The following is a 20,867-nucleotide window of genomic DNA, read 5'->3' as shown; positions in this document are numbered from 1 at the left end:
TGGCTTTGGCCTATACTGCGCAGAAGGAGATTTCGGCCTTGGTCATGCGCCCGACATTGCCGCTGATTAAAATTGTGGCAGCGTGTGCCAACTGCCATGATTTCGCCGTATGCCTGACATTTTACCTGTCTTCTCAAACCGTTAGGTGATCACGGCAGATTTCGGAACGTCGCCATCTTTTGTTCGCTCTGAGGGAACTGAAGAGGTACACGGCCATTGTTTTGCGACGTATCAACCGATACGAGTCAAATGATGCAGTGCACAATAAACAGCATGGCGGAGTAACTGGGGTGACCCTTCTGCAAATCTACTGGCGAGCGCTCGGATATCTCGCCCAGGACAGGAAGCGCGTCGCGTTGATCTGTTCGGCCAATGTGGCTCTCGCCATCATCGCCATTCTTGAGCCGATCATGTTCGGACGGGTGATCGATGCGATTTCCGAACGCGGCTCGGTGTTTACGACACTTGCCCTGTGGGCTGGCCTCGGCGCTTTCAACATCGTGGCATTCGTGCTGGTGGCGCGCGGCGCGGACCGCTTTGCCCACAAGCGCCGTAGCGAGGTGCTTTGCGACTCGTTCGAGCGCGTGATCACCATGCCGCTTGCCTGGCACCACCAGCGCGGCACCTCCAACGCCCTGCACACCCTGCTGCGCGCGGTCGAGACGCTGTTCAGCCTGTGGCTCGAATTCATGCGTCAGCACCTGTCGACGGTGGTTGCGCTGTTCCTGCTGATCCCGACCGCGGTCAGCATGGACCTGCGCATGTCTATGGTGCTGCTGGCGCTCGGTGCGCTCTATGTCGGTATCGGCCGGCTGGTGATGAAGCGCACCAAGGCGGGTCAGGCCGCCGTGGAGCGCCACTACCATAAGGTGTTCGCGCACGTGACCGACTCGGTCAGCAATGTTGCCGTGTTGCAGAGCTACAATCGTCTCGGCCACGAGGCCGATACGCTGCGCCTCTATGTCAAGAACCTGCTCGACGCCCAGAACCCGGTGCTCGACTGGTGGGCGATGGCCAATGCGCTGCATCGCCTGTCCTCGACGATCTCGATGATGGTCGTACTGTTGATCGGCGCCTATCTGGTCACCCACGGTCAGCTGCGCATCGGCGACGTCATCGCCTTCACCGGCTTTGCCACGCTGCTGATCGCCAGGCTCGACCAGATGTCGGCGTTCGCGAACCAGATTTCGGAGGCCCGTGCCAAGCTCGAGGACTTCTACCATCTCGAGGACTCCGCGGCCGACGCCGCCGAGCCGGACGGCTTGCGCGATCTCGCCAACGTCACCGGTCATGTCCGCTTCGAGAATGTCGGTTTCGAATTCGCCAATTCTGGCCATGGCATCGACGACGTGTCCTTCGAGGTCCAGGCTGGCCAGACCGTCGCCATTGTCGGCCCGACGGGCGCCGGCAAGACGACGCTCATCAACTTGCTGCAGCGCGTCTTCTCGCCATCGCAAGGCCGTATCCTGATCGACGGCATCGACACCCGCACCGTGACCCGCAAGTCGCTGCGCCATTCGATCGCCACCGTGTTCCAGGATGCGGGCCTGCTCAACCGCTCGATCGAGGACAACATCCGCGTCGGCCGTGCCGATGCGAGCAATGACGAGATCCATGCCGCCGCCAATGCGGCTGCCGCGCAGGACTTCATCCTGTCGAAGAGCAATGGCTACGACACGCTGGTCGGCGAACGTGGCGGCCAGCTATCGGGCGGCGAACGCCAGCGCATCGCCATTGCCCGCGCCGTGCTGAAGGACGCACCGATCCTGGTGCTCGACGAGGCGACCAGCGCGCTCGACGTCGAGACCGAGGATCGCGTCAAGGAAGCGATCGACGAGTTGCGGCGCGACCGCACCACCTTCATCATCGCCCACCGCCTGACCACCGTTCGCGACGCCGATCTGGTCGTGTTCATGGATAAGGGCAGGGTGATCGAGATGGGCGGCTTCACCGAGCTGTCGCTGCGCAATGGCCGCTTTGCCAGCCTGCTGCGCGCCGGCGGCCTGCTCAACGACGAGGAGGTTCGCCGCCTCAGCCGCTCCGTGCAGCAACAGCAGGAAGCCGCGGCCTGATCTTCTTTCTTCTACCTCCCCCTTGTGGGGAGGTCGGACCGTAGGTCCGGGTGGGGGGTACGGGCGCCATCGCCGCTCCCCCACCCCGCTGCTTCGCAGCGACCCTCCCCACAAGGGGGAGGGTAAGAAGCCTGCGACACCACCGCTCGATTGCCCCGAACGCGCCGGCGGTCTATGTAGACCGCATGAGCGACACGACTTCACGCCTGACCGGCTGGATGGATCTTGCCAACCCGACGCGCTTCGTCGGGCTGGTCGACCGGATCGTACCGTGGCTGGCGTCCATCGCCGCACTCATCCTGGCCCTCGGGCTCTACATGAGCTTCGCCGCGCCCGAGGATTTCCAGCAAGGCATCACCGTTCGCATCATGTACATCCACGTGCCTTTCGCCTGGCTCGCCATGATGTGCTACACGCTGATGGCGGTCTCGGCGCTGGGCACCCTCGTCTGGCGGCATCCGCTGGCCGATGTCGCGCTGAAATCGGCCGCACCCATAGGCGCTGTCTTCACCGCGCTGGCGCTGATCACCGGCTCGATCTGGGGCAAGCCGATGTGGGGCACATGGTGGGTCTGGGATGCGCGGTTGACCTCGGTCTTCGTGCTGTTCCTGATGTATCTCGGCATCATAGCGCTGAGCCGCGCGCTCGACGACGCAAGCCGCGCCGCCTGGGCCGCCGCCATCATCACTCTGGTCGGGTTCATCAACATCCCGATCATCAAATTCTCGGTCGACTGGTGGAACACGCTGCACCAGCCGGCGTCAGTGTTCCGGCTCGGCGGGCCAACCATCGATCCGAGCCTGCTGTGGCCTTTGCTGGTGATGGCTCTAGGCTTCACCGTGCTGTTCTTCGCGCTGCATCTGATGGCGATGCGCACGGAAATCCGCCGCCGCAGGGTCATTGCAATGCGTCGCGTCGCCGCCAGGCAGGCCGAGCGGATCTAAGGCGCCATCGCAGCGGTGCATCGACAGATCAAGCGTTCGTCGTCTCTGAACAGCTTGTCATTTCTGCAGATTGTGAGCCTCGAACGTGGTCTCCTGAGGCGGCGAGGTGAACCCACCCTTGATGCCCGTTTTCATCTGAGGCATCAGAATGTCATCCCGGAATTGCTCCCAACTCTTCTTGGACTCGTGAACCGCAACAATTGACCAGCCACCGGCCGACGGGCCGGCAGCATGGAAGATCTGGCCTTTTGGCAGGCTTTTCCCGCCTGCTGGATGCACCGCAGCGATTGACGCCTCGTATTGCTCCTTCGTGCCGCCAGGAAAATAATGCGCGATTGCGTAAGCCATTTTCGTTTTCCTCCCGAACAAGCCGCAAACCATCCAATGGCCAGCTTGCTGAAGGCAGATTGACGTAAGGGAACACCAGGGGCAAGCAGGACCTTAGACAGGGGTCGACCATGCACTATGCCCTGGACACGCCTTTGGATATTCGCGTCAGCCGGTGCGGCCGCGCGCTGCCACCGGCAGTGTTTCCAGCACCGTGTCGCCGTCGATCAGATTGACCTCGTCAAACAGGTTGGTGACCACGCAGCAATGATCGGGGACGACACGCACCCGATCGCCGATGCGCAGCTTGCTGTCGCCTGAAAGCGTGACGGTGCCGTGCTCTTCGCTCAAGCCGGTGACCCGCGCTCCCGAAATGCCGAGCAGCTCGCCGAAATCGGCGAGCCCCAACGTATCGCTGGACAACGCCTTGCTGCCGGCATCGAGGATGGCGCGCGTTGCAGTGGGATGGCTGACCACAGTCGACAGCACCGTCAGCGCGCAATCGTCGAGACTGCCGACGCCTTTCGCGACTTGGTAGCGGTCGAGATAGATGTACGTGCCAGGGCGATATTCGGTGACGACCGATGCCTTGCTGGAGCGCCAGATGTCCGGCGTGCCGCCGCTCGAGATGCGTTCGCAGGCGAGACCCGATGCGGCAAGCGTCTGCTTGGCGCCAGCGAGCCAGGCCTCGGCCTCCGCCGCGCGACCGGCGGCCGGATAGGTCATCAGCCCGCCGAAGGCGAGGCCGCCGGCTCTGTCGATCTGTCTTGCTAGCGCAACCGCTTCGTTGGCCGTCTGCACGCCGCAGCGGCCCATGCCGGTATCGCATTCGACCAGCACCGACAGGCGATGGCCGGCATCGGTGAAGGTGGCGGCCAGCCCCTCAATCGTCTCCAGGCTGTCCGCGGTCACCGAGAGGATGACACGCCTGTGCAGCGCCAGAAGCCGTTCCAGCTTGGCGCGCCCAAGGATGTTGTAGGGAAGAAAAATGTCGGCGAGACCGGCATCGGCCATCACCTCCGCCTCGCCGATCTTCTGGCAGGTGATGCCGACCGCACCCGCCGCTACCTGCCTCTTCGCCCAGTAGGGCAGCTTGTGCGTCTTGATGTGCGGCCGCAGCTTGAGCCCGTTCTTGTCGGCATGGGCCTGGGCGCGGGCAATGTTGGCTTCGGCGCGTGCGGCGTCGATCAGGATCGACGGCGTGTCGAGGTCGTGGATGGTCGGCATCAGCTGTCACTCTGTGGAAATCCGCAGCGGTTATGACCCTGAACGGACACGATGTCACGCTGCCAGCGGACCCGGTCTATGGTCCATGTGCTCGAGGCGAAGGGCCTGGCAGGATCGACACCGGATCGGCGTTGGGCTATGCGATTTACCAAAGCATGTCGCCCAAAAGTGTGTAGCGGTTTTGGGATCACGACATGCGTGCCAACAAACCAAGGCGCGTCGCGTGAGCCCCGTCGAACGCGAGGCGCTTTAGCAAAATCGACACGAAGGGTCATGATCATGAAACGCTCCGCCATCAACGACATCATCCGCGAAGCCGACGCGTTCATCCGCTCGTTCGGCTACATCATGCCGCCCTTCGCCTATTGGTCACCCGAGGAGGCGAAGGCGCGTCAGCTGGATTCCTCGGCCGTTTTCAGCTCTCGGCTTGGCTGGGACATCACCGATTACGGGCAGGGCAAGTTCAAGGATCTCGGCCTGTTCCTGTTCACCGTCCGCAACGGCCGCTATGAGGACATGAAGAAGGGCATGGGCATGCTCTATGCCGAGAAGATCATGATCTCGCGCAAGGACCAACTGTCGCCGATGCACCGCCACAATATCAAGGCCGAGGACATCATCAACCGTGGTGGCGGCAAGCTGGTGCTGGAACTGTTCATGCACGATCGCGATGGCGGCATCGATTCCAAGGCCGAAGTGTCGGTGCCTGTAGACGGAACCATCCACAGGCTGCCGGCGGGCGGGCTGTTGAAGCTCGACCCAGGTCAGAGCGTCACACTGCTGCCCGGCGTCTGGCACGCTTTCTGGGCCGAGGGCAAGGATGTGCTGATCGGCGAAGTGTCGACCGTCAACGACGATCTCACCGACAACGTTTTTCGCGATCCGATCGGCCGCTTCGCAGACATCGAAGAGGATGTCGCCCCCGTGCACCTGCTGGTGTCCGACTACGAGAAGTGGCTGGGATAAGCGGCAACGCCGGCGCGGGAATCGCGCGGGCAACTAGGATGTCGGGCCGTTCCCGTTTTGCCAGCCGGCTAGCTCTGGCAGGTCGTCAAGCCAACTTTTCTCCGTCATCAAGGCATCGCCGGCCTGCGGGTCGGTGGCGTTTTGAATGAGCCAGTCTATCCACTTCCGATAGGCAACCGGGTCCAACTGGGGCGGCAGCACCTTGGCCTTGGCCAGCATGCGTTTGCGGAAACTGACCTGCCTGCGGAGTTTGGTCGTCGTGAATTTGATTGCCTTGCCTTGGTATTCGACCGTCCAGCGCTCATCCCCATGGCTGGTGAGCCTGTCGATGGCGAAACCGACATCGACCGGCCTATCCCGCCAAGGAAGCTCGATGGCATTCTTCCTCAGATCGAGTGCCCATCGCCTGTAGTTGGTCCCGGCACGCTGGGGCGGCAGCACACCAGCCTCTTCGAGCATCTTCCGGCGGAAGGTAGGCTGCTTCTTAAGCTGGCCTGTGGTCAGCTCGATGCGATGCCCACGGAATTCGACGTGCCATCGGATCCTCCCGTTGCCGAAATACTTCACCAGCCTGTCGATGACGAACTCGTCATCGGCAAGCATCACGCAGCCTTGGCTGATGCTTTCGAGAATGAACTGGCTATCGGTGGGCATTACGCACGCCTCGTGCAGGAATCTTTGACGAAGCTTAGCCAGTAGCACGCATCAGCGGCCAACAATCTTTTTCGCTCCGGGAGTGAAGCCGTCGGCCTGCGCATTCGGCGCCTAGTCGCGCTCAAAATTTCAACGCGTGCCTGTTTGGCGGGAGGACTAAGGGCGATGCTCGACCGCTTCAGTCTCAATTCGGCTTGCGAAGAACGCGGTTGGCACCGATATGCTCACTACGTTTACACGGAGGACGCGTTTATGAAATATTCCGTATTGGCCGACGACAAGCCGGTTCCCGATCTGACGTTCCTTCGCGAGTTGGCGGACGCGAAGCTGGGTGGCGAAAAGATCGCAGCAGAAAACATTGCAGTCGAAGTTCAGATCGAGGGCTACCCGGAGCAGCCCGGAATGATGCTAACGTGGCGCTTCGACCGGGAAGTGACCGCTTGGGTCGAAACCCGCTGAAAACCACTCGTCCCAGGTTTGACTTTGGTTCCCCGCTCCTTAGCGCGCCGCCTGATGAGCGTTAGCAATGGCCGCCGCGTCCACCACCAAGGCCCGCTTCGGCGGGCTTTTTGAGGACTGATAAGATGGGGTCGATAGGGATGGCTAGCTGCATTCAATAGTCGATAACGTCACGATGATCTGCGGCAAAAATAGCGTCCCATTTATGCTTTGCGTCATCGTGCGCTATTTCTTGATGCTCATGCGGCCAGTTGTTTAGCCCGCTGGTCATCAACGTCGTCTCACCAGCCAGACGCCCCACAATCTCGACTAGCGTCTCTAGTTCGCCATGTGTCACAAACTTCCTTACTTCTCCCCAGGTAATGTGTGCTATTGCGGAATTGCGAAAACTCTGCATGCGCCCGATGGCGTTCCAATCAATGGTAGAATAATACTTGTTGAAGCGATCGATGCCTGCCTTGCAAGCCTTCATGGCTGCTTCGATTTGTGCTCGATCATTGCTGGCGGCGTAGGCTGTCGCCAGCTCGTGTGGCGAGTTAGGCAGTTTAAGGAACCTGTTCACGGATTGGAGCGAAATCTGACTGTCGCGATCGATCGTCGCAAATAGTCGAACGATACACAGTAACGCCGTTTCAGTGCGCAGATGGTCCGCATGGGTGACGATTGGAGCGCTCTTGTCGTGAGCACGGCTGATGGCAGCATTGATTCCAGAGTAGAGTCCATATGAATGGGCTGCCATTGAAGCCCATTCATTCAGCTTCGGAGCCATCCGCACCACATGTCCGATTTCCGGAACGTATTGTTCGGAAGCACTCGATGATTTTTCCATGTTGCTATTCGCAGCCTCCGCCCGTTACCACGCCTTACAAATCAATGGCTTATGTTGCTACCGATTTCGGGCGCTAGCGACATGGTTTTTGGTGATTTTTGTAGCTAAGTGCTTGATTTTGTTTGGCTGGGGAACCTGGATTCGAACCAGGACTAACGGAGTCAGAGTCCGTGGGTCTACCGTTAACCTATTCCCCAGCAGGCACGGTCATGAACCGTGCGGGCCGAGCGGCCAAGCCGCTGTGAGCGCTGCCTTGTAGCCGCCCGCGGAAAATAGTCAAGCCTGCTGAGTGGCTCATTCGCTACGTTTTGTCGGCCGGTTTGAGACGCCCCACTTCAGATGTCGCGAATTCAATCCCCACGCCTCAGCTCTCAGTCCGGCTGAACTGCGAGCGCTCGAAGAGCAGCACGATGCCCAGGCCGAGGAACAGCGGGATGATCAGGTAGAACAGCCGGAACACCAGCAGCGCCGCCAGCACGCCGACCGGGTCCATGTCGGACAGGCCGGCGAGGAACACCACTTCGAACACGCCGAGGCCGCCCGGAGCGTGCGAGATCTGCGCGATCGAGAAGGAGACGAGGAAGACGCCCAGCACGACGAAATAGCCGGGATTGTGGGCCGCGGGCAGGGCAAAGAAGATGATCGCGGCGGCCGCCAGCAGTTCGATCGGGCCGATCAGCAATTGCCTGGCGACGATCGGCAGCGCCGGATAGTGCAGCTGAAAGCCAGCGATCTTCAGCGGGCGCAGGTGCAGCCAGCTGCCGAAGATGTAGGCGGCGACCACGATCAGCATGGCGATGCCGGCTGCCTTCGACAGGCCGTGATGGGCAATGCCGGAAAACCGGTCGAGGATCTCAGGCTCGAAGACCAATACGAGGCCGGAGGCGAGAATCGTCGACAGCACGAAGGTGATCCAGCAGATCGCCACCAGCACGCCGACATCCTGGCCGCTCAGGCCTCTGGTGCCGTAGGCGCGGTAGCGGATGACGGCGCCGGAAAATACCGAGCCGCCGATGTTGTGCGACAGCGCATAGGTGGTGAAGGAGCAGAGCGTGACGAACAGCCACGAGACTTTCTTGCCGATATGCAGCAGCGCGATGTGGTCGTAGCCGGCGAGCGAGGCATAGGCGATGACCGAACACAGTGCGGCGAGTATCCAGCCGGGTGCCGAAATGGCCGATATGCCGTCCCAGACATCGTCGAGCGAAATGCCACGCAGTTCGTGCCAGAGCAGCAGCAGCGAGAAGATCACCGCCGCGATGCCGACCACCGGCCAGAAATAGCGTCTCCAGTTCATTGCCTGCCAATTCATTGCCGGATTGCCATGCGTTGCGGGTCCGCTTGCTCTTCTGCTGGTGGTGCGAGGAGGTCGGCCGCGCCGGATCCTTCCGCCCATTTCAGAAATGCCTCATTGAAGCCGGCTATTCAACCGCGAACGTTTTTGCGCGCCGACAACCCGGCCGATTTGTCCGTCTTGCAAGCGGCTCAAGAGGGCACCGACAGGCATTGAGCGTACCACTCCAGGCCTGCAGAAAAATTGCGCGGCGTGGCCGGAACGGCGGTTTGCGGGCCCAGCCGGCAAAATTCAGCACGCGGCTCTTGGTGATCGGGCGCGGCGCTGTTAGTCTGGCGGCAACTTAAAACACTGAAGCGCCTGCAGCGTCCGTCACCGGTTCGCGCGGTGCCGGAAGGAACGACAGTGGAAGACCGCGACACCGGCGCCAGCGCGCCGGAGGTGGGCGCGTCCAGCGCTTCCCCAGGGCCAATTCCCGGGACCGCCAGCTGGCAGCAGCGCCGTCCGACGGAGTCCCGCTCAGCAGATGGGCAGGCGGGCGACGCGACCCAGAAGGGCAAGCCCAAGAAGCGACGCAAGCGAAGGCGCGGGCGCAAGGTTTTTGCGCGCGATGACGCGCGTCTCACGCAGAATCGATCTCCGGCGCCAGGCAAGACCGGTGCCCCGGTGGCGGAGGCGCACAGACCGGCGGAATTGGCGGCCTCGCCCGCGGCTGCGCCGGCGCGCTTGGAACAGGGCGCCGGCCGGCCGCCAGTGCATGAACTTCCCGTCTTTGCGGCGCTTGACCTCGGCACCAACAATTGCCGGCTGCTGGTCGCCGTGCCGACGCGGCATGGCCAGTTCCGCGTCATCGATGCCTTTTCGCGCATCGTCCGGCTGGGCGAGGGGCTCACCGCCAACGGTCGGCTCGGCCAGCCGGCGATGGACCGCGCGGTCGAGGCACTAAAGATCTGCGGCGACAAGTTGCGCAACCGCAAGATCCGGAAAGCCCGGCTGATCGCCACCGAAGCCTGTCGCACTGCCGATAACGGCCTCGAGTTCCTCGACCGCGTCGAGCGCGAAGCCGGCCTGAAGCTCGAGATCATCGATCGCCAGACCGAGGCGCGGCTCGCGGTTTCCGGCTGCGGCTCGCTGGTCGAGCGCGATACGCAAGGCGTCGTGCTGTTCGATATTGGCGGCGGCTCCTCCGAAATCGCGCTGATCGATCTCGCCGGCCGCCGCTCGCCAAGGCTCGCCAACCATATCGTCTCGTGGACGTCGCTGCCGGTCGGCGTCGTATCGCTGGCCGAGCGTTTCGGCGGCCGCACGGTGACGCGCGAGGTTTTCGCCGCCATGGTCGACGACGTCGCCGGTCGGCTGGCCAGCTTCGATGGGCGCGATCGGCTGAGCCATCTCAAGGCCAGCCCGAATTTCCATCTGCTCGGCACGTCCGGAACGGTGACGACGCTGGCCGGCGTTCACCTCGACCTCGAGCGCTACGACCGCCGCCGCGTCGACGGGTTGTGGATGGATCGCGACAGCGTCGACCGCATGGTCGAACGACTGGTCGGCTGGGATTTCCAGCAGCGCTGCGCCAACCCTTGCATCGGTGCGGATCGCGCCGATCTGGTGCTGGCCGGCTGTGCTATCCTGGAAGCGATCCGCGCGGTATGGCCGTCGGAACGATTGCGCGTCGCCGACCGTGGCCTGCGCGAAGGCATATTGAGCGAGCTGATGGCCGATGATGGCGTCTGGCGCTACGATGGGCGCGGCAGGGCATGATCCCGAAAAGTGACGAACAAGAAATCAGGTAATGACCAAGAAGCCGGAAAAACCAGGATCTGCCAGCATTCGCGTGCTGAAGACGCGGATCAAGAAGAAGAGTGGGCTGAAGGAATCGTCGCGCCGCTGGCTGCAGCGCCACATCAACGATCCCTATGTCCAGCGCTCCAAGGCTGACGGCTATCGCTCGCGCGCGGCCTACAAGCTGATCGAGATCGACGACAAGCATCATCTGTTGAAGCCCGGCATGAAGGTGATCGATCTCGGTGCCGCCCCCGGCGGCTGGTGCCAGGTCGCGGCAGCGCGGACGAAATCGACGGCCGACAAGCCGCATGTCGTCGGCATCGACTATCTGGAAATGGACGCCGTGCCCGGCGCACCGGTGCTGTTGATGGATTTCCTCGATCCGCTGGCTCCGCAAAAGCTGGCCGAGGCGCTCGGAGGCGACCCCGATATCGTGCTGTCCGATATGGCGGCACCCACCACAGGCCACAAGCGAACCGACCATATCCGCACCATGCATCTGTGCGAGGTGGCGGCTGATTTCGCTCTGTCGGTCCTGAAGCCGGGTGGGCATTTCCTCGCCAAGACTTTCCAGGGTGGCGCCGAAAACGAGCTGCTCTCGATGCTCAAGCGGAATTTTCGCTCCGTCCATCACGTCAAGCCGCCAGCGTCACGCGACGAATCGGTCGAACTCTATCTCTTGGCCAAGGACTTCAAGGGGCGAGAGCCGCCGTCAGGTGAATCGGAACCTCCAGAGGGCGAGCCCGAAGTGTAACTCGTTCAGTTGCCGGGCGGGCTTACCGTTTCCAGCGTCTTGGGCGCCGTCAACCGGCCATGTCCGGAGACGGCGTTGCCGGCATCGGGCGCCAGCCGCATGAATGATAGCGATGCGGCGGCGGAAATCGCCGCAACGACGAAAAACGCGATGTGGAAATCCGCCAGCGTCAGTGACCTGCCATTCAGGCTCGTGGACACTTCCAGGATGCCGCCGGCCACCGCCACGCCAAGCGCGATCGACAGCTGCTGGAAGACCGCGGCAATCGGCGTCGCCTTGCTGGTGTCTTCAGGCGAAACCTCGGCATAGGCGAGCGCATTGACGCCGGTAAAGAACATCGAGCGGATGAAGCCGCCGACCAGCAGCATGGCCAGCACCAGCAGATAGGGTGTGTCTGGTGTGAACAGGCCGTTGATGGCGATCGAGGCCGCGGCGACCAGCGAACCGATTACCAGCACACGGCGGAAGCCGGCGACGCGGAAGATCAGTGCGGTGACGAATTTCATGCCGATGGCGCCGATCGCCGAGACGAAGGTGATCATGCCGGACTGGAACGGCGTCAGTCCAAAGCCGATCTGGAACATCAGCGGCAGCAGGAACGGCACGGCGCCAATGCCTATGCGGAACAGTCCGCCGCCAAGCACCGAGGAGCGGAACGCCCGGTTGCGGAACAGTTCGAGCGCCAGCAGCGGGTTTTTGGCACGGCGCGCATGCAGCAGATAGAGCGCGCCCGACAGCAGGCCAACCGTCACGGTGACGACACCGACGATTGGCGGCAGATAGGGCAGGCTGACCACCGACAGGCCGAACACCACGCCGGATGCCGCCAGCCCGCTCAGCACGAAGCCGATGAAATCAAGCGGTGGTGTCCGCGCGGGTTCGGTCTCCGGCAGGAAGCGCGTCGCCAGCCAGATGCCGACCACGCCGATCGGCACATTGATCAGGAAGATCCAGTGCCAGGTGAAGTAGGTGGTGATGAAGCCGCCGACGGGCGGCCCGACCAGCGGCCCGACCAGTGCCGGAACGGTCAGCCAGGACATTGCCGCGACGAGTTCGCTTTTCGGGGTCGCGCGCACCAGCACCAGCCGCCCGACTGGCGTCATCATGGCGCCGCCAATGCCTTGAAGGAAGCGCGACACGACGAAGGCCGGCAGCGAACGGGAAAGGGCGCAGGCGATCGAGCCGACGATGAAGACCGCGATCGCGGCACGAAAGACGTTCTTGGCGCCGAAACGGTCGGCCATCCAGCCACTGATCGGAATGAAGATCGCCAGCGACACCAGATAGGCGGTCAGCGCCAGCTTGAGCGCAATCGGGCTGGTGTGGATGTCGATTGCGATCGCCGGCAGCGATGTCGCGATGACGGTCGAATCCATGTTTTCCATGAAAAGAGCGACCGCCAGTATGAGCGGAATGGTGCGGTTCAAGGAACGCGTCCAGACGTGAATGTTGCGTCGCCGCTAGCATGTCGGCTTCAGGCGGCGGTTATCATGCCTTCGCCGGGATGTCGCATTAATTGCTGTCACTTTTATGCGACCGGCAACCACAGGTGGCATTCTCTGGACGAAACGTCAGCTTTCCGGGAGCGTGAAACACGGCAACGAACTCGGGTTGACGGGTTCCTTCGCAGCCTTGCCCGGCGCGTCGGCTGACGGAGCATCAAACGAAAAACCCGCCTGCGCGGCGGGCTACTGGCGCTAATCAGCACTATAAATAAATACATACCATAGCTGAGGTCACGAAATCAAGAAAAAATTCCTATCCTGAAAAGCTGCCGGCACAAAAGCTGCCGACACTGAACTGGCTGTCGTCAGGTCTTTTGTTAACCTGACTTCGGAGCCTGGGGCGTGAAATCATCGGCTTTTCATCGGCGCCGGGACGTGTTACGAGCCAGCGCCAATCCTGAAAGGGAAGAAGACGAGTCGGCGCTGTCCATTCCGGTCAAGCGCTTTTTTGTATTCCGAGGACTGGCCATGGCAAAAATCATCGAAACGTCCACCGGCGCACTGGCGCTGACCTTTGACGACGTGCTGTTGCAGCCCGGTCACTCCGAGGTCATGCCTGGCGAGACCGATGTCCGCACCCGCATCGCCGGCGACATTGACCTCAACGTGCCGATCCTATCGGCGGCGATGGACACCGTCACCGAGGCGAGGCTTGCCATCGCCATGGCCCAGGCCGGCGGCATTGGCGTCATCCATCGCAATTTCTCGCCGGCTGAACAGGCAGAGCAGGTGCGGCAGGTCAAGAAGTTCGAATCCGGCATGGTGGTCAATCCCGTCACCATCGGCCCCGACGCGACGCTCGCTGACGCGCTGGGCCTGATGCGCAGCTATTCGATCTCGGGCATTCCAGTGGTCGAAAATGGCGGCAGCGGCGGCCACAAGGTCGGGCGACTGGTCGGCATCCTGACCAATCGCGACGTTCGCTTTGCGTCCGATCCGGCGCAGAAGGTCCATGAACTGATGACCCGCGACAACCTGATCACCGTCAAGGAGAACGTCGACCAGGACGAGGCCAAGCGGCTTCTCCATCAGCACAGGATCGAAAAGCTGGTCGTCGTCGACAGGCAGGGCAATTGCGTCGGGCTGATCACGGTCAAGGACATCGAGAAGTCGCAGCTCAACCCGCATGCCACCAAGGACGTGCAGGGCCGCTTGCGCGCCGCCGCCGCCACCAGCGTCGGCGATGACGGTTTCGAGCGCGCCGAACGCCTCATCGATGCTGGTGTCGATCTTCTGGTGATCGACACCGCGCATGGCCACTCGCAGCGCGTGCTGGACGCGGTGACGCGTGCCAAGAAGCTTTCCAACTCGGTCCGCATCCTGGCCGGCAACGTCGCCACCGCCGAAGGCACGCAGGCGCTGATCGATGCCGGCGCGGACGCCGTCAAGGTCGGCATCGGTCCGGGCTCCATCTGCACCACGCGCATCGTTGCGGGCGTCGGCGTGCCGCAGCTTTCGGCGATCATGTCGGCGGTCGAAACGGCGCACAAATCAGGTGTCTCGGTGATCGCCGATGGCGGCATCAAGTACTCCGGCGATCTCGCCAAGGCGCTCGCCGCTGGTGCAAGTGCCGCCATGATCGGTTCGCTGCTGGCCGGAACCGACGAAAGCCCCGGTGAGGTCTATCTGCACCAGGGCCGCTCCTTCAAGGCATATCGCGGCATGGGCTCGGTCGGCGCCATGGCCCGCGGTTCCGCCGATCGCTACTTCCAGGCTGAGGTGCGCGACACGCTGAAACTGGTCCCGGAAGGCATCGAAGGGCAGGTTCCCTACAAAGGACCTGTGTCTGGCGTGCTGCACCAGCTTGCAGGCGGCTTGAAAGCCGCTATGGGTTATGTTGGTGGTCGCGATCTTGCCGATTTCCGCGAACGCGCCACTTTTGTGCGTATATCCAACGCCGGACTTCGTGAAAGCCACGCCCATGACGTCACGATCACCCGCGAAAGCCCGAACTATCCGGGCGGAGCCTGACCAGTACGGGATTGGACGAAACCTGACCGCATCGATCCTGCGGCTGTCGCGTCACGCGGCCGCGCTATGTTTTCTGTCGGCGGCGGTTTTCATAGCCATGACGGCGATGGAATTCTTCTACTTCCGGCGGTTGAGCGGCGGCTTGTCGTCACTCGACATGCGCGTTTTGGGCTTCACGCCCGACGAAGGCATGGCCTGGCTGACGGCGCTCGGCCGGCGCGGCGGCGAGATCATTCTCGTCTGGCACTATCTGACCTTCGATCTCCTGTTCCCGGCGCTGCTGTCGGTGACGCTGATCAGCCTGATCCTGGCCACGGGCCGGCGATTGAAGAACTTCCGCGTGCTGCCGGGGCAGCTGCAATCGATCTTCGCGCTGATCCTGGTGCTGCCCTACACGCTTGCCGACTACGCCCAGAACATCGCGGTGGCGCGGCTGCTGTCGGATTTCCTGTCGGCCAACCCGGACTCGCTGTCTTTCGCCTCTGCGCTTATCGTCACCAAATTCGCGCTTTTCGCCATTCCGGTGGTTGTCATTGCCGCCTTCTGGCTGACAGGCCAGAAACACCAACCTTGATGCCAGACGGGGCAGGGGGCACTTCATGAACCAGACCACGATCTTCTGGCCTGTTCTGGCGCATGTGCTGCTGATCTACATCGTCTATGTCGTCCTGGGTCGTCGCAGATACGGCGCGGTCAGGTCAGGCGAGGCCAAGCCCGACCAGTACAAGGCGCGCTCGACCGAGCCGAGTTCCAGCTCTACCGTTTCCGCCAATCTCATCAATCAGTTCGAGCTGCCGGTGCTGTTTTATGTGCTGTGCCTGATGCTGCACCTGACCAACGGCGTAAACTATCTGACTCTGGCGCTGATGTGGATTTTTGTCGCGTCGCGGTATTTCCATGCCTGGATTCACCTGACCAGCAACCATCTGCTGCTGCGCAGCCGCTCTTTCTCGTTCGGCGCGGTGGTCCTTTTGCTGGGATGGATCTGGCTTGCGCTGCATCTGCTCGGAGTGGTTTGAGCCGGGACAACTGCCTTTCCCAAATCGGAGGAGGAGGACGAAACTGAAGCTAAAGATCAAACAGTGCAATCTTGCGCTTGTCGAACTTGATGCCGATCTCGCCGCGCACCAGCTTGAGCGCTGCCTCGCCGAACACTGCGCGCCGCCAGCCCTGCAGGGCCGGTACGTCGGCATCCTCGCCTTCGGCTGCGATGCGATCGATGTCGTCGCTTGAGGCCAGCACTTTCGAGGCGACGCCTTCCCTTTCGGCGACGATCCGCAGCAGCACCTTCAACAGTTCCGCGGCAGCGTTCGAACCCTCCGGCGGCTGAAAACTCTTCGGCAGTTTCGGCATCTGCTCCTTGGGCAAGGCAAGGGCAGTATTGACCGCGCCCAGCAGCGCCGTGGCCGTCGAGGAGCGTTCCCAACCCTTCGGCGTGGTGCGCAGCTTGCCAAGGCCTGTCGCGTCGCGCGGCGCCTGCTGCGCCACCTCGTAGATCGCATCGTCCTTGAGCACGCGGCCGCGCGGCACGTCGCGTTCGCGGGCCTCGCGCTCGCGCCACGCGGCCACGGCCTGCACGATCGCCAGTTCCTGCGGTTTGCGCAGCCGCATCTTCAACCGCTTCCAAGCGTCCTCGGGATGCGGATCATAGGTCTCGCGCGAGGTCAGGACATCCATTTCCTCGTTGAGCCAATGGGCACGGTTCTCCCGCTCCAGCTCGGCGCTGAGGTGCTGATAGACCTCGATCAGATGGGTTACGTCGGCCAGCGCATAGTCGAGCTGCTTGTCGGAAAGCGGCCTGTGACGCCAGTCGGTGAAGCGCGACGACTTGTCGAGCCGCGCACCGGTGATCCGCTGCACCAGCTGGTCGTAGGAAACGCTGTCGCCAAAGCCGCAGACCATCGCCGCGACTTGCGTGTCGAACACCGGGTGCGGAACCAAGTCGCCGAGATGGACGATGATTTCGATGTCCTGCCGCGCGGCGTGGAAGACTTTGATCACCGCCTCGTTGGCCATCAGCTTGAAGAACGGCTTCAGATCGATATCGGGCGACAGCGGATCGATCAGCGCCGTCACGCCGGGTGCGGCCATCTGGATCAGGCACAGGATCGGCCAGAAGGTCGTTTCCCGGATGAATTCGGTGTCGACGGTGACGAACGCCGACTTTTCGAAAGCGGCGAGAGCGGTCTCGAGTTCTTTCTGGGTGGTGATGACGTGCATCAAATCGCTTTTGGCAGGAGTAAGGTTTTCCTAGATTTCAGCCGGCGGGGCTTTCGTCAAGCTTTGGCGCCATCTTCACGAGCCAGCCGGCCCGTCGGAATCGCTGTTTCTTCTGGCCAGCCGTGCGAATACCGTCGAGGTGCGCAACAGCGCGGTGAAACGGCGGCGCCTGCCTGCCGGCACGCCGGAACGGGCCTGCATCCGATAGAGAATAACAGCAATGAAGATCGCATAGACCACGGCGCTGAACACAAACAGCGCGCTCGGTCCGAAATATTGCATCACGGCTGAGGCGGCGAACGGCCCACCAATGGCGCCGAAGGAATAGAACAGCATCAGCGCCGCGTTGATCAGCACGAATTCGCCGGTATCGGCGCGGTCGTTGGAGTGCGCGGCTGACAGCGAATAGAGTGGCATGGCGAAACAGCCGAAGATGAAGACGAGGACGAAGTTGAGCGCCGGATTGCTGCCGGCGATGAACGCCAGCGCCAATGCTGAAAGCATCGCGCAGCAGGTCGTCATCAAAAGCACCCGGCGCCGGTCCCAGCGGTCGGAGAGGTAACCCAGCGGATACTGGATGATGGCGCCGCCGAAAATGCCGACGCTGACGAAGGTGACGACGTCGGCGACCGACATGCCGATCTGCTCGGCATAGACCGGCGACAACGTGCGAAAGGCGCTGTTGGTGACGCCAACGGCGATGCAGCCGAAGCAGCCCAACGGCGAAATCCGCCAGACACGCGCCAGGTCAAGCTTGACGTCCTCGGGCGGCGTCGGGTTGGAGCGGTCGCCGAGCGAGACCGGCACAACCGAGAACGTGATCATCATCGACATGATGGCGAAGATGGCGAAACCGCCGGCGCCGAAGATCGGGATCAGGAACTGGGCGCCGGTCACCGAGCCGATATCGACCATCCGGTAGATCGCCAGCACACGCGCGCGGTCGCGATTGCTGACGCCGGAATTCAGCCAGCTTTCGACGATCGTGAACAGCCCGGCGAAACAGAAACCGCCGGCAAAGCGTACCGCGCACCACATTACCGGATTGAGAACCAGCACCAGCAAAAGGGTGCCGACCGAGGCGATTGCCGCCAGTGCCGCAAATGCCCTGATATGGCCGACGGCCTTCATGATGCGGGTGATGGCCAGGCAGCCGAGCAGGAAACCGGCGAAATAGAACGTGCCCATCAGGCCGATGACGGAGGCGGAAAAACCTTCCTGCGCGCCGCGCAGCGCGATGAGCGTGCTCTGCAGCCCATTGCCGCCAAGCAGAATGCCGGCGGCGAGCAGGAGCGGGATCAGCGGACGGATGGAGGACATGAAGGGGTGATCACGTGTCGGTGACCCTTCTTGAACTATCGCCTTAGTTATTGCCAGCGGCAATCCTGGTGGCATAGTTCGAATTCGGCCTGGGTCGGGAATGGGTAGGCCGTTCAATCCGTGCTGGAATTCTGCAGCTTCAGCGACGCTGCATGTGCAACGAACGCTTCAACACTCTCCTTTGAATAGCCAAGGAGAGCACCCTCCAGTCTCGCCAGATCATTCGATGTGAAGACGTCAAAGGCTTCTCCGCTGCGGCACATGCGAGCGATCAGCAGGCTGAGCTTGCAGCGCCACTCCTCTGTCGGCAGGCAGTAGCTGCGTTCTTCCACGGACGTTTTGGGATCAACCTGGGAGAACTTCAGAATTCGGCCTTCGTCGACAAACTGCTTGAAATGCGCTTCACCAATATCTTCGGCGTCCACGCCTGGTTCTGCCGCGAACAACGCCATCGGCTTGTCGCCCCGCAGCATCAGTTCCAACTCGCGGCCATTATGTGGCCCGATGCCCTTTTTGCGAAGAGCGTTTCGGCACAAAGCATCTCCCAAATCGTGATGGCTGCATCGTTGCAAGAAATGCTTCTGACGGCAATGCATGAAGACCGGCAGAGACTTGGATCCCTCAAGGTCGAACCAACAGGCAACCAAAGCCGCTTGCCTTGACAAAGGCGGCCTCTCATGCGCTTTTCGCGCAAATTTTCGAGCCGGCCCGTCGGCCGCAACCCAGCACCCCGGACTGTACCAATGACAATGCACCGTTACCGCAGCCATACCTGTGCCCAGTTGAGGAAGAGCGACGTCGGCTCGACCGTTCGCCTGTCGGGCTGGGTGCATCGCGTGCGCGATCATGGCGGCCTGCTGTTCATCGACCTGCGCGACAATTATGGCCTGACCCAGATCGTCGCCGATCCCGATTCGCCGGCCTTCAAGGTTGCCGAGACCGTGCGTGGCGAGTGGGTCATCCGCGTTGACGGCGAGGTCAAGGCACGCTTGCCCGAGACAACCAATGCTAACCTGCCGACCGGCGAGATCGAGATTTTCGCCCGCGAGATCGAAGTGCTGTCGGCGGCCAAGGAATTGCCGTTGCCGGTGTTCGGCGAGCCTGATTATCCCGAGGATATCCGGCTGAAATACCGTTTCCTCGACCTGCGCCGCGAGACGCTGCACAAGAACATCATTGCGCGGACGAAAATCATCGCCGAAATGCGCAGGCGCATGGGCGAGGTTGGTTTCACCGAATTCTCGACTCCGATCCTCACCGCCTCGTCGCCGGAAGGCGCGCGCGATTTCCTGGTGCCGTCGCGCATCCATCCCGGCACCTTCTACGCGCTGCCGCAGGCGCCGCAGCAATACAAGCAGCTGATCATGGTGTCGGGCTTCGACCGCTACTTCCAGATCGCGCCCTGCTTCCGCGACGAGGATCCGCGCGCCGACCGTCTGCCCGGCGAATTCTACCAGCTCGACCTCGAAATGAGCTTCGTCGAGCAGGACGACGTGCTGTCGACCATGGAGCCGGTCATGCGCGAGGTCTTCGAGACCTTCGCCAATGGCAAGCCGGTGACGCAGAACTTCCAGCGCATCCCTTACGATGTCGCCATGCGCAAATACGGCACCGACAAGCCGGATCTGCGCAACCCGATCGAGATGCAAGCCGTCTCCGACCATTTTCGCGATTCCGGCTTCAAGGTGTTTGCCAACATCCTGGCCAACGATCCGAAGGCCGAGGTGTGGGGCATTCCGGCCAAGACCGGCGGCAGCCGTGCCTTCTGCGACCGCATGAATTCCTGGGCGCAGGGCGAGGGCCAGCCGGGGTTGGGCTATATCTTCTGGCGCAAGGAGGGCGACAAGCTCGAAGGCGCCGGCCCGCTCGCCAAGAACATCGGCGAGGAGCGCACCGAGGCGATCCGGCAGCAGCTCGGTCTTGCCGATGGCGACGCCGCGTTTTTCGTCGCCGGCGATCCGAAGAAGTTCGTTTCCTTCGCGGGTGCCGCGCGCACGCGCGCCGGCGAGGAGTTGAACCTTGTCGACCGCGAGCGTTTCGAACTGTGCTGGATCGTTGATTTCCCGTTCTTCGAATGGAACGAGGAAGAGAAGAAGATCGACTTCGCCCACAACCCGTTCTCGATGCCGCAAGGTGGCATCGATGCGCTGAATGGCGAGGATCTGCTCGGCATCAAGGCGTTCCAGTACGACATGGTCTGCAATGGTTTCGAGATCGCTAGCGGAGGTATCCGCAACCATCTGCCAGAAACCATGGTCAAGGCGTTCGAGACGGTCGGGCTGGATCGCGCCACGGTCGAGGAGCGCTTTGGCGGCCTCTACCGCGCCTTCCAGTACGGCGCGCCGCCGCATGGCGGCATGGCTGCCGGTATCGACCGCGTCGTCATGCTGCTTGTCGGGGCGAAGAACCTGCGTGAGGTCACCATGTTCCCGATGAACCAGCAGGCCTATGATTTGTTGATGAGCGCGCCCTCGGAAGCGAGCCCGCAGCAGCTTCGCGAACTGTCGCTGCGCGTTGCTGCGCCCAAGAAGGACGCCTGA

General features: G+C 62.1%; 19 protein-coding genes and 1 tRNA gene. 10 read left to right on the top strand and 10 right to left on the bottom strand.

The genetic code is table 11. The features are described from left to right. Positions 1 to 290 precede the first annotated feature (290 nt). Both NKJ90_RS05445 and NKJ90_RS05440 read left to right on the top strand, forming a co-directional pair. On the top strand, positions 291 to 2,072 hold the full coding sequence (locus NKJ90_RS05445; protein WP_023762195.1) for a glucan ABC transporter ATP-binding protein/ permease: 1,782 nt from the start codon (positions 291 to 293) through the stop codon (positions 2,070 to 2,072). 185 nt (positions 2,073 to 2,257) lie between these two features. Then, a complete protein-coding gene (locus NKJ90_RS05440) occupies positions 2,258 to 3,016 on the top strand; it encodes a heme ABC transporter permease (protein WP_023762196.1) in 759 nt (252 codons plus the stop codon). A gap of 57 nt (positions 3,017 to 3,073) precedes the next feature. Here the strand turns inward: NKJ90_RS05440 and NKJ90_RS05435 are convergent, their stop codons facing one another. Further along, positions 3,074 to 3,364 (bottom strand): hypothetical protein, encoded by a 291-nt coding sequence (locus NKJ90_RS05435; protein ID WP_023762197.1) that lies wholly within the window; start codon positions 3,362 to 3,364, stop codon positions 3,074 to 3,076. A 147-nt stretch (positions 3,365 to 3,511) separates the two neighbouring features. Beyond that, the gene (locus tag NKJ90_RS05430) at positions 3,512 to 4,570 is read right to left on the bottom strand and encodes a D-TA family PLP-dependent enzyme (protein ID WP_352485768.1); all 1,059 of its coding nucleotides are present in this window, start codon (positions 4,568 to 4,570) and stop codon (positions 3,512 to 3,514) included. 279 nt (positions 4,571 to 4,849) lie between these two features. Here NKJ90_RS05430 and NKJ90_RS05425 point away from each other — a divergent pair, with 279 nt between their 5' ends. Further along, positions 4,850 to 5,536, top strand: a complete 687-nt coding sequence (locus NKJ90_RS05425) for a D-lyxose/D-mannose family sugar isomerase (RefSeq protein ID WP_023762198.1) — start codon at positions 4,850 to 4,852, stop codon at positions 5,534 to 5,536. A gap of 33 nt (positions 5,537 to 5,569) precedes the next feature. On the opposite strand, the gene NKJ90_RS05420 is transcribed toward NKJ90_RS05425, so the two are convergent. Continuing rightward, a complete protein-coding gene (locus NKJ90_RS05420) occupies positions 5,570 to 6,190 on the bottom strand; it encodes a hypothetical protein (RefSeq protein ID WP_023762199.1) in 621 nt (206 codons plus the stop codon). Positions 6,191 to 6,355: 165 nt separating this feature from the next. Here NKJ90_RS05420 and NKJ90_RS05415 point away from each other — a divergent pair, with 165 nt between their 5' ends. Continuing rightward, positions 6,356 to 6,649 carry a hypothetical protein gene (locus NKJ90_RS05415; RefSeq protein ID WP_023762200.1) on the top strand — a complete coding sequence of 98 codons (294 nt, stop codon included), beginning with the start codon at positions 6,356 to 6,358 and terminating at the stop codon, positions 6,647 to 6,649. A gap of 154 nt (positions 6,650 to 6,803) precedes the next feature. On the opposite strand, the gene NKJ90_RS05410 is transcribed toward NKJ90_RS05415, so the two are convergent. The 3 genes from NKJ90_RS05410 to NKJ90_RS05400 form a co-directional block, all read right to left on the bottom strand. Continuing rightward, positions 6,804 to 7,478, bottom strand: a complete 675-nt coding sequence (locus NKJ90_RS05410; protein WP_156938621.1) for a hypothetical protein — start codon at positions 7,476 to 7,478, stop codon at positions 6,804 to 6,806. A gap of 123 nt (positions 7,479 to 7,601) precedes the next feature. After that, positions 7,602 to 7,675, bottom strand: a tRNA-Gln gene (locus NKJ90_RS05405). Positions 7,676 to 7,842: 167 nt separating this feature from the next. Then, complete coding sequence (locus NKJ90_RS05400) at positions 7,843 to 8,775, bottom strand: lysylphosphatidylglycerol synthase domain-containing protein (protein WP_023762202.1); 933 nt, start codon at positions 8,773 to 8,775, stop codon at positions 7,843 to 7,845. Between the two features lie 402 nt (positions 8,776 to 9,177). Between NKJ90_RS05400 and NKJ90_RS05395 the strand changes: the two genes are divergently transcribed. Beyond that, positions 9,178 to 10,533 carry a Ppx/GppA phosphatase family protein gene (locus NKJ90_RS05395; protein ID WP_023762203.1) on the top strand — a complete coding sequence of 452 codons (1,356 nt, stop codon included), beginning with the start codon at positions 9,178 to 9,180 and terminating at the stop codon, positions 10,531 to 10,533. A 31-nt stretch (positions 10,534 to 10,564) separates the two neighbouring features. Continuing rightward, the gene (locus NKJ90_RS05390) at positions 10,565 to 11,311 is read left to right on the top strand and encodes an RlmE family RNA methyltransferase (protein ID WP_023762204.1); all 747 of its coding nucleotides are present in this window, start codon (positions 10,565 to 10,567) and stop codon (positions 11,309 to 11,311) included. A gap of 5 nt (positions 11,312 to 11,316) precedes the next feature. On the opposite strand, the gene NKJ90_RS05385 is transcribed toward NKJ90_RS05390, so the two are convergent. Continuing rightward, complete coding sequence (locus NKJ90_RS05385) at positions 11,317 to 12,738, bottom strand: MFS transporter (protein WP_352485766.1); 1,422 nt, start codon at positions 12,736 to 12,738, stop codon at positions 11,317 to 11,319. A 546-nt stretch (positions 12,739 to 13,284) separates the two neighbouring features. On the opposite strand from NKJ90_RS05385, the gene guaB reads away from it, so the two are divergent. Genes guaB through NKJ90_RS05370 form a run of 3 tightly spaced genes read left to right on the top strand, consistent with a single transcriptional unit; the run spans position 13,285 to position 15,806 of the window. Then, entirely contained in the window at positions 13,285 to 14,787 is a 1,503-nt protein-coding gene (guaB, locus tag NKJ90_RS05380) for an IMP dehydrogenase (protein ID WP_023762205.1), read from the top strand. After that, entirely contained in the window at positions 14,738 to 15,361 is a 624-nt protein-coding gene (locus NKJ90_RS05375) for a hypothetical protein (protein WP_084025682.1), read from the top strand. The genes guaB and NKJ90_RS05375 overlap by 50 nt, the downstream gene beginning before the upstream one ends. Positions 15,362 to 15,386: 25 nt before the next feature. Next, positions 15,387 to 15,806: an MAPEG family protein gene (locus tag NKJ90_RS05370; protein WP_023762207.1), complete on the top strand. Its 420-nt coding sequence runs from the start codon at positions 15,387 to 15,389 to the stop codon at positions 15,804 to 15,806. A gap of 49 nt (positions 15,807 to 15,855) precedes the next feature. Here NKJ90_RS05370 and rnd read toward each other — a convergent pair whose 3' ends face one another. The 3 genes from rnd to NKJ90_RS05355 all read right to left on the bottom strand — a co-directional run bounded on the left by rnd (position 15,856) and on the right by NKJ90_RS05355 (position 18,992). After that, entirely contained in the window at positions 15,856 to 17,007 is a 1,152-nt protein-coding gene (rnd, locus tag NKJ90_RS05365) for a ribonuclease D (protein ID WP_023762208.1), read from the bottom strand. Positions 17,008 to 17,082: 75 nt separating this feature from the next. Further along, positions 17,083 to 18,327: an MFS transporter gene (locus NKJ90_RS05360; RefSeq protein ID WP_352485765.1), complete on the bottom strand. Its 1,245-nt coding sequence runs from the start codon at positions 18,325 to 18,327 to the stop codon at positions 17,083 to 17,085. Between the two features lie 113 nt (positions 18,328 to 18,440). Next, positions 18,441 to 18,992, bottom strand: a complete 552-nt coding sequence (locus NKJ90_RS05355; protein WP_245266831.1) for a hemin receptor — start codon at positions 18,990 to 18,992, stop codon at positions 18,441 to 18,443. A gap of 84 nt (positions 18,993 to 19,076) precedes the next feature. Here NKJ90_RS05355 and aspS point away from each other — a divergent pair, with 84 nt between their 5' ends. Further along, positions 19,077 to 20,867 carry an aspartate--tRNA ligase gene (aspS, locus tag NKJ90_RS05350; RefSeq protein ID WP_023762211.1) on the top strand — a complete coding sequence of 597 codons (1,791 nt, stop codon included), beginning with the start codon at positions 19,077 to 19,079 and terminating at the stop codon, positions 20,865 to 20,867.

This window comes from Mesorhizobium sp. M0051 (assembly GCF_040323235.1).
GTDB lineage: Bacteria > Pseudomonadota > Alphaproteobacteria > Rhizobiales > Rhizobiaceae > Mesorhizobium.
Note: the sequence above shows the minus strand (reverse complement) of the source record. Positions and strands in the feature narration are given on the sequence as shown.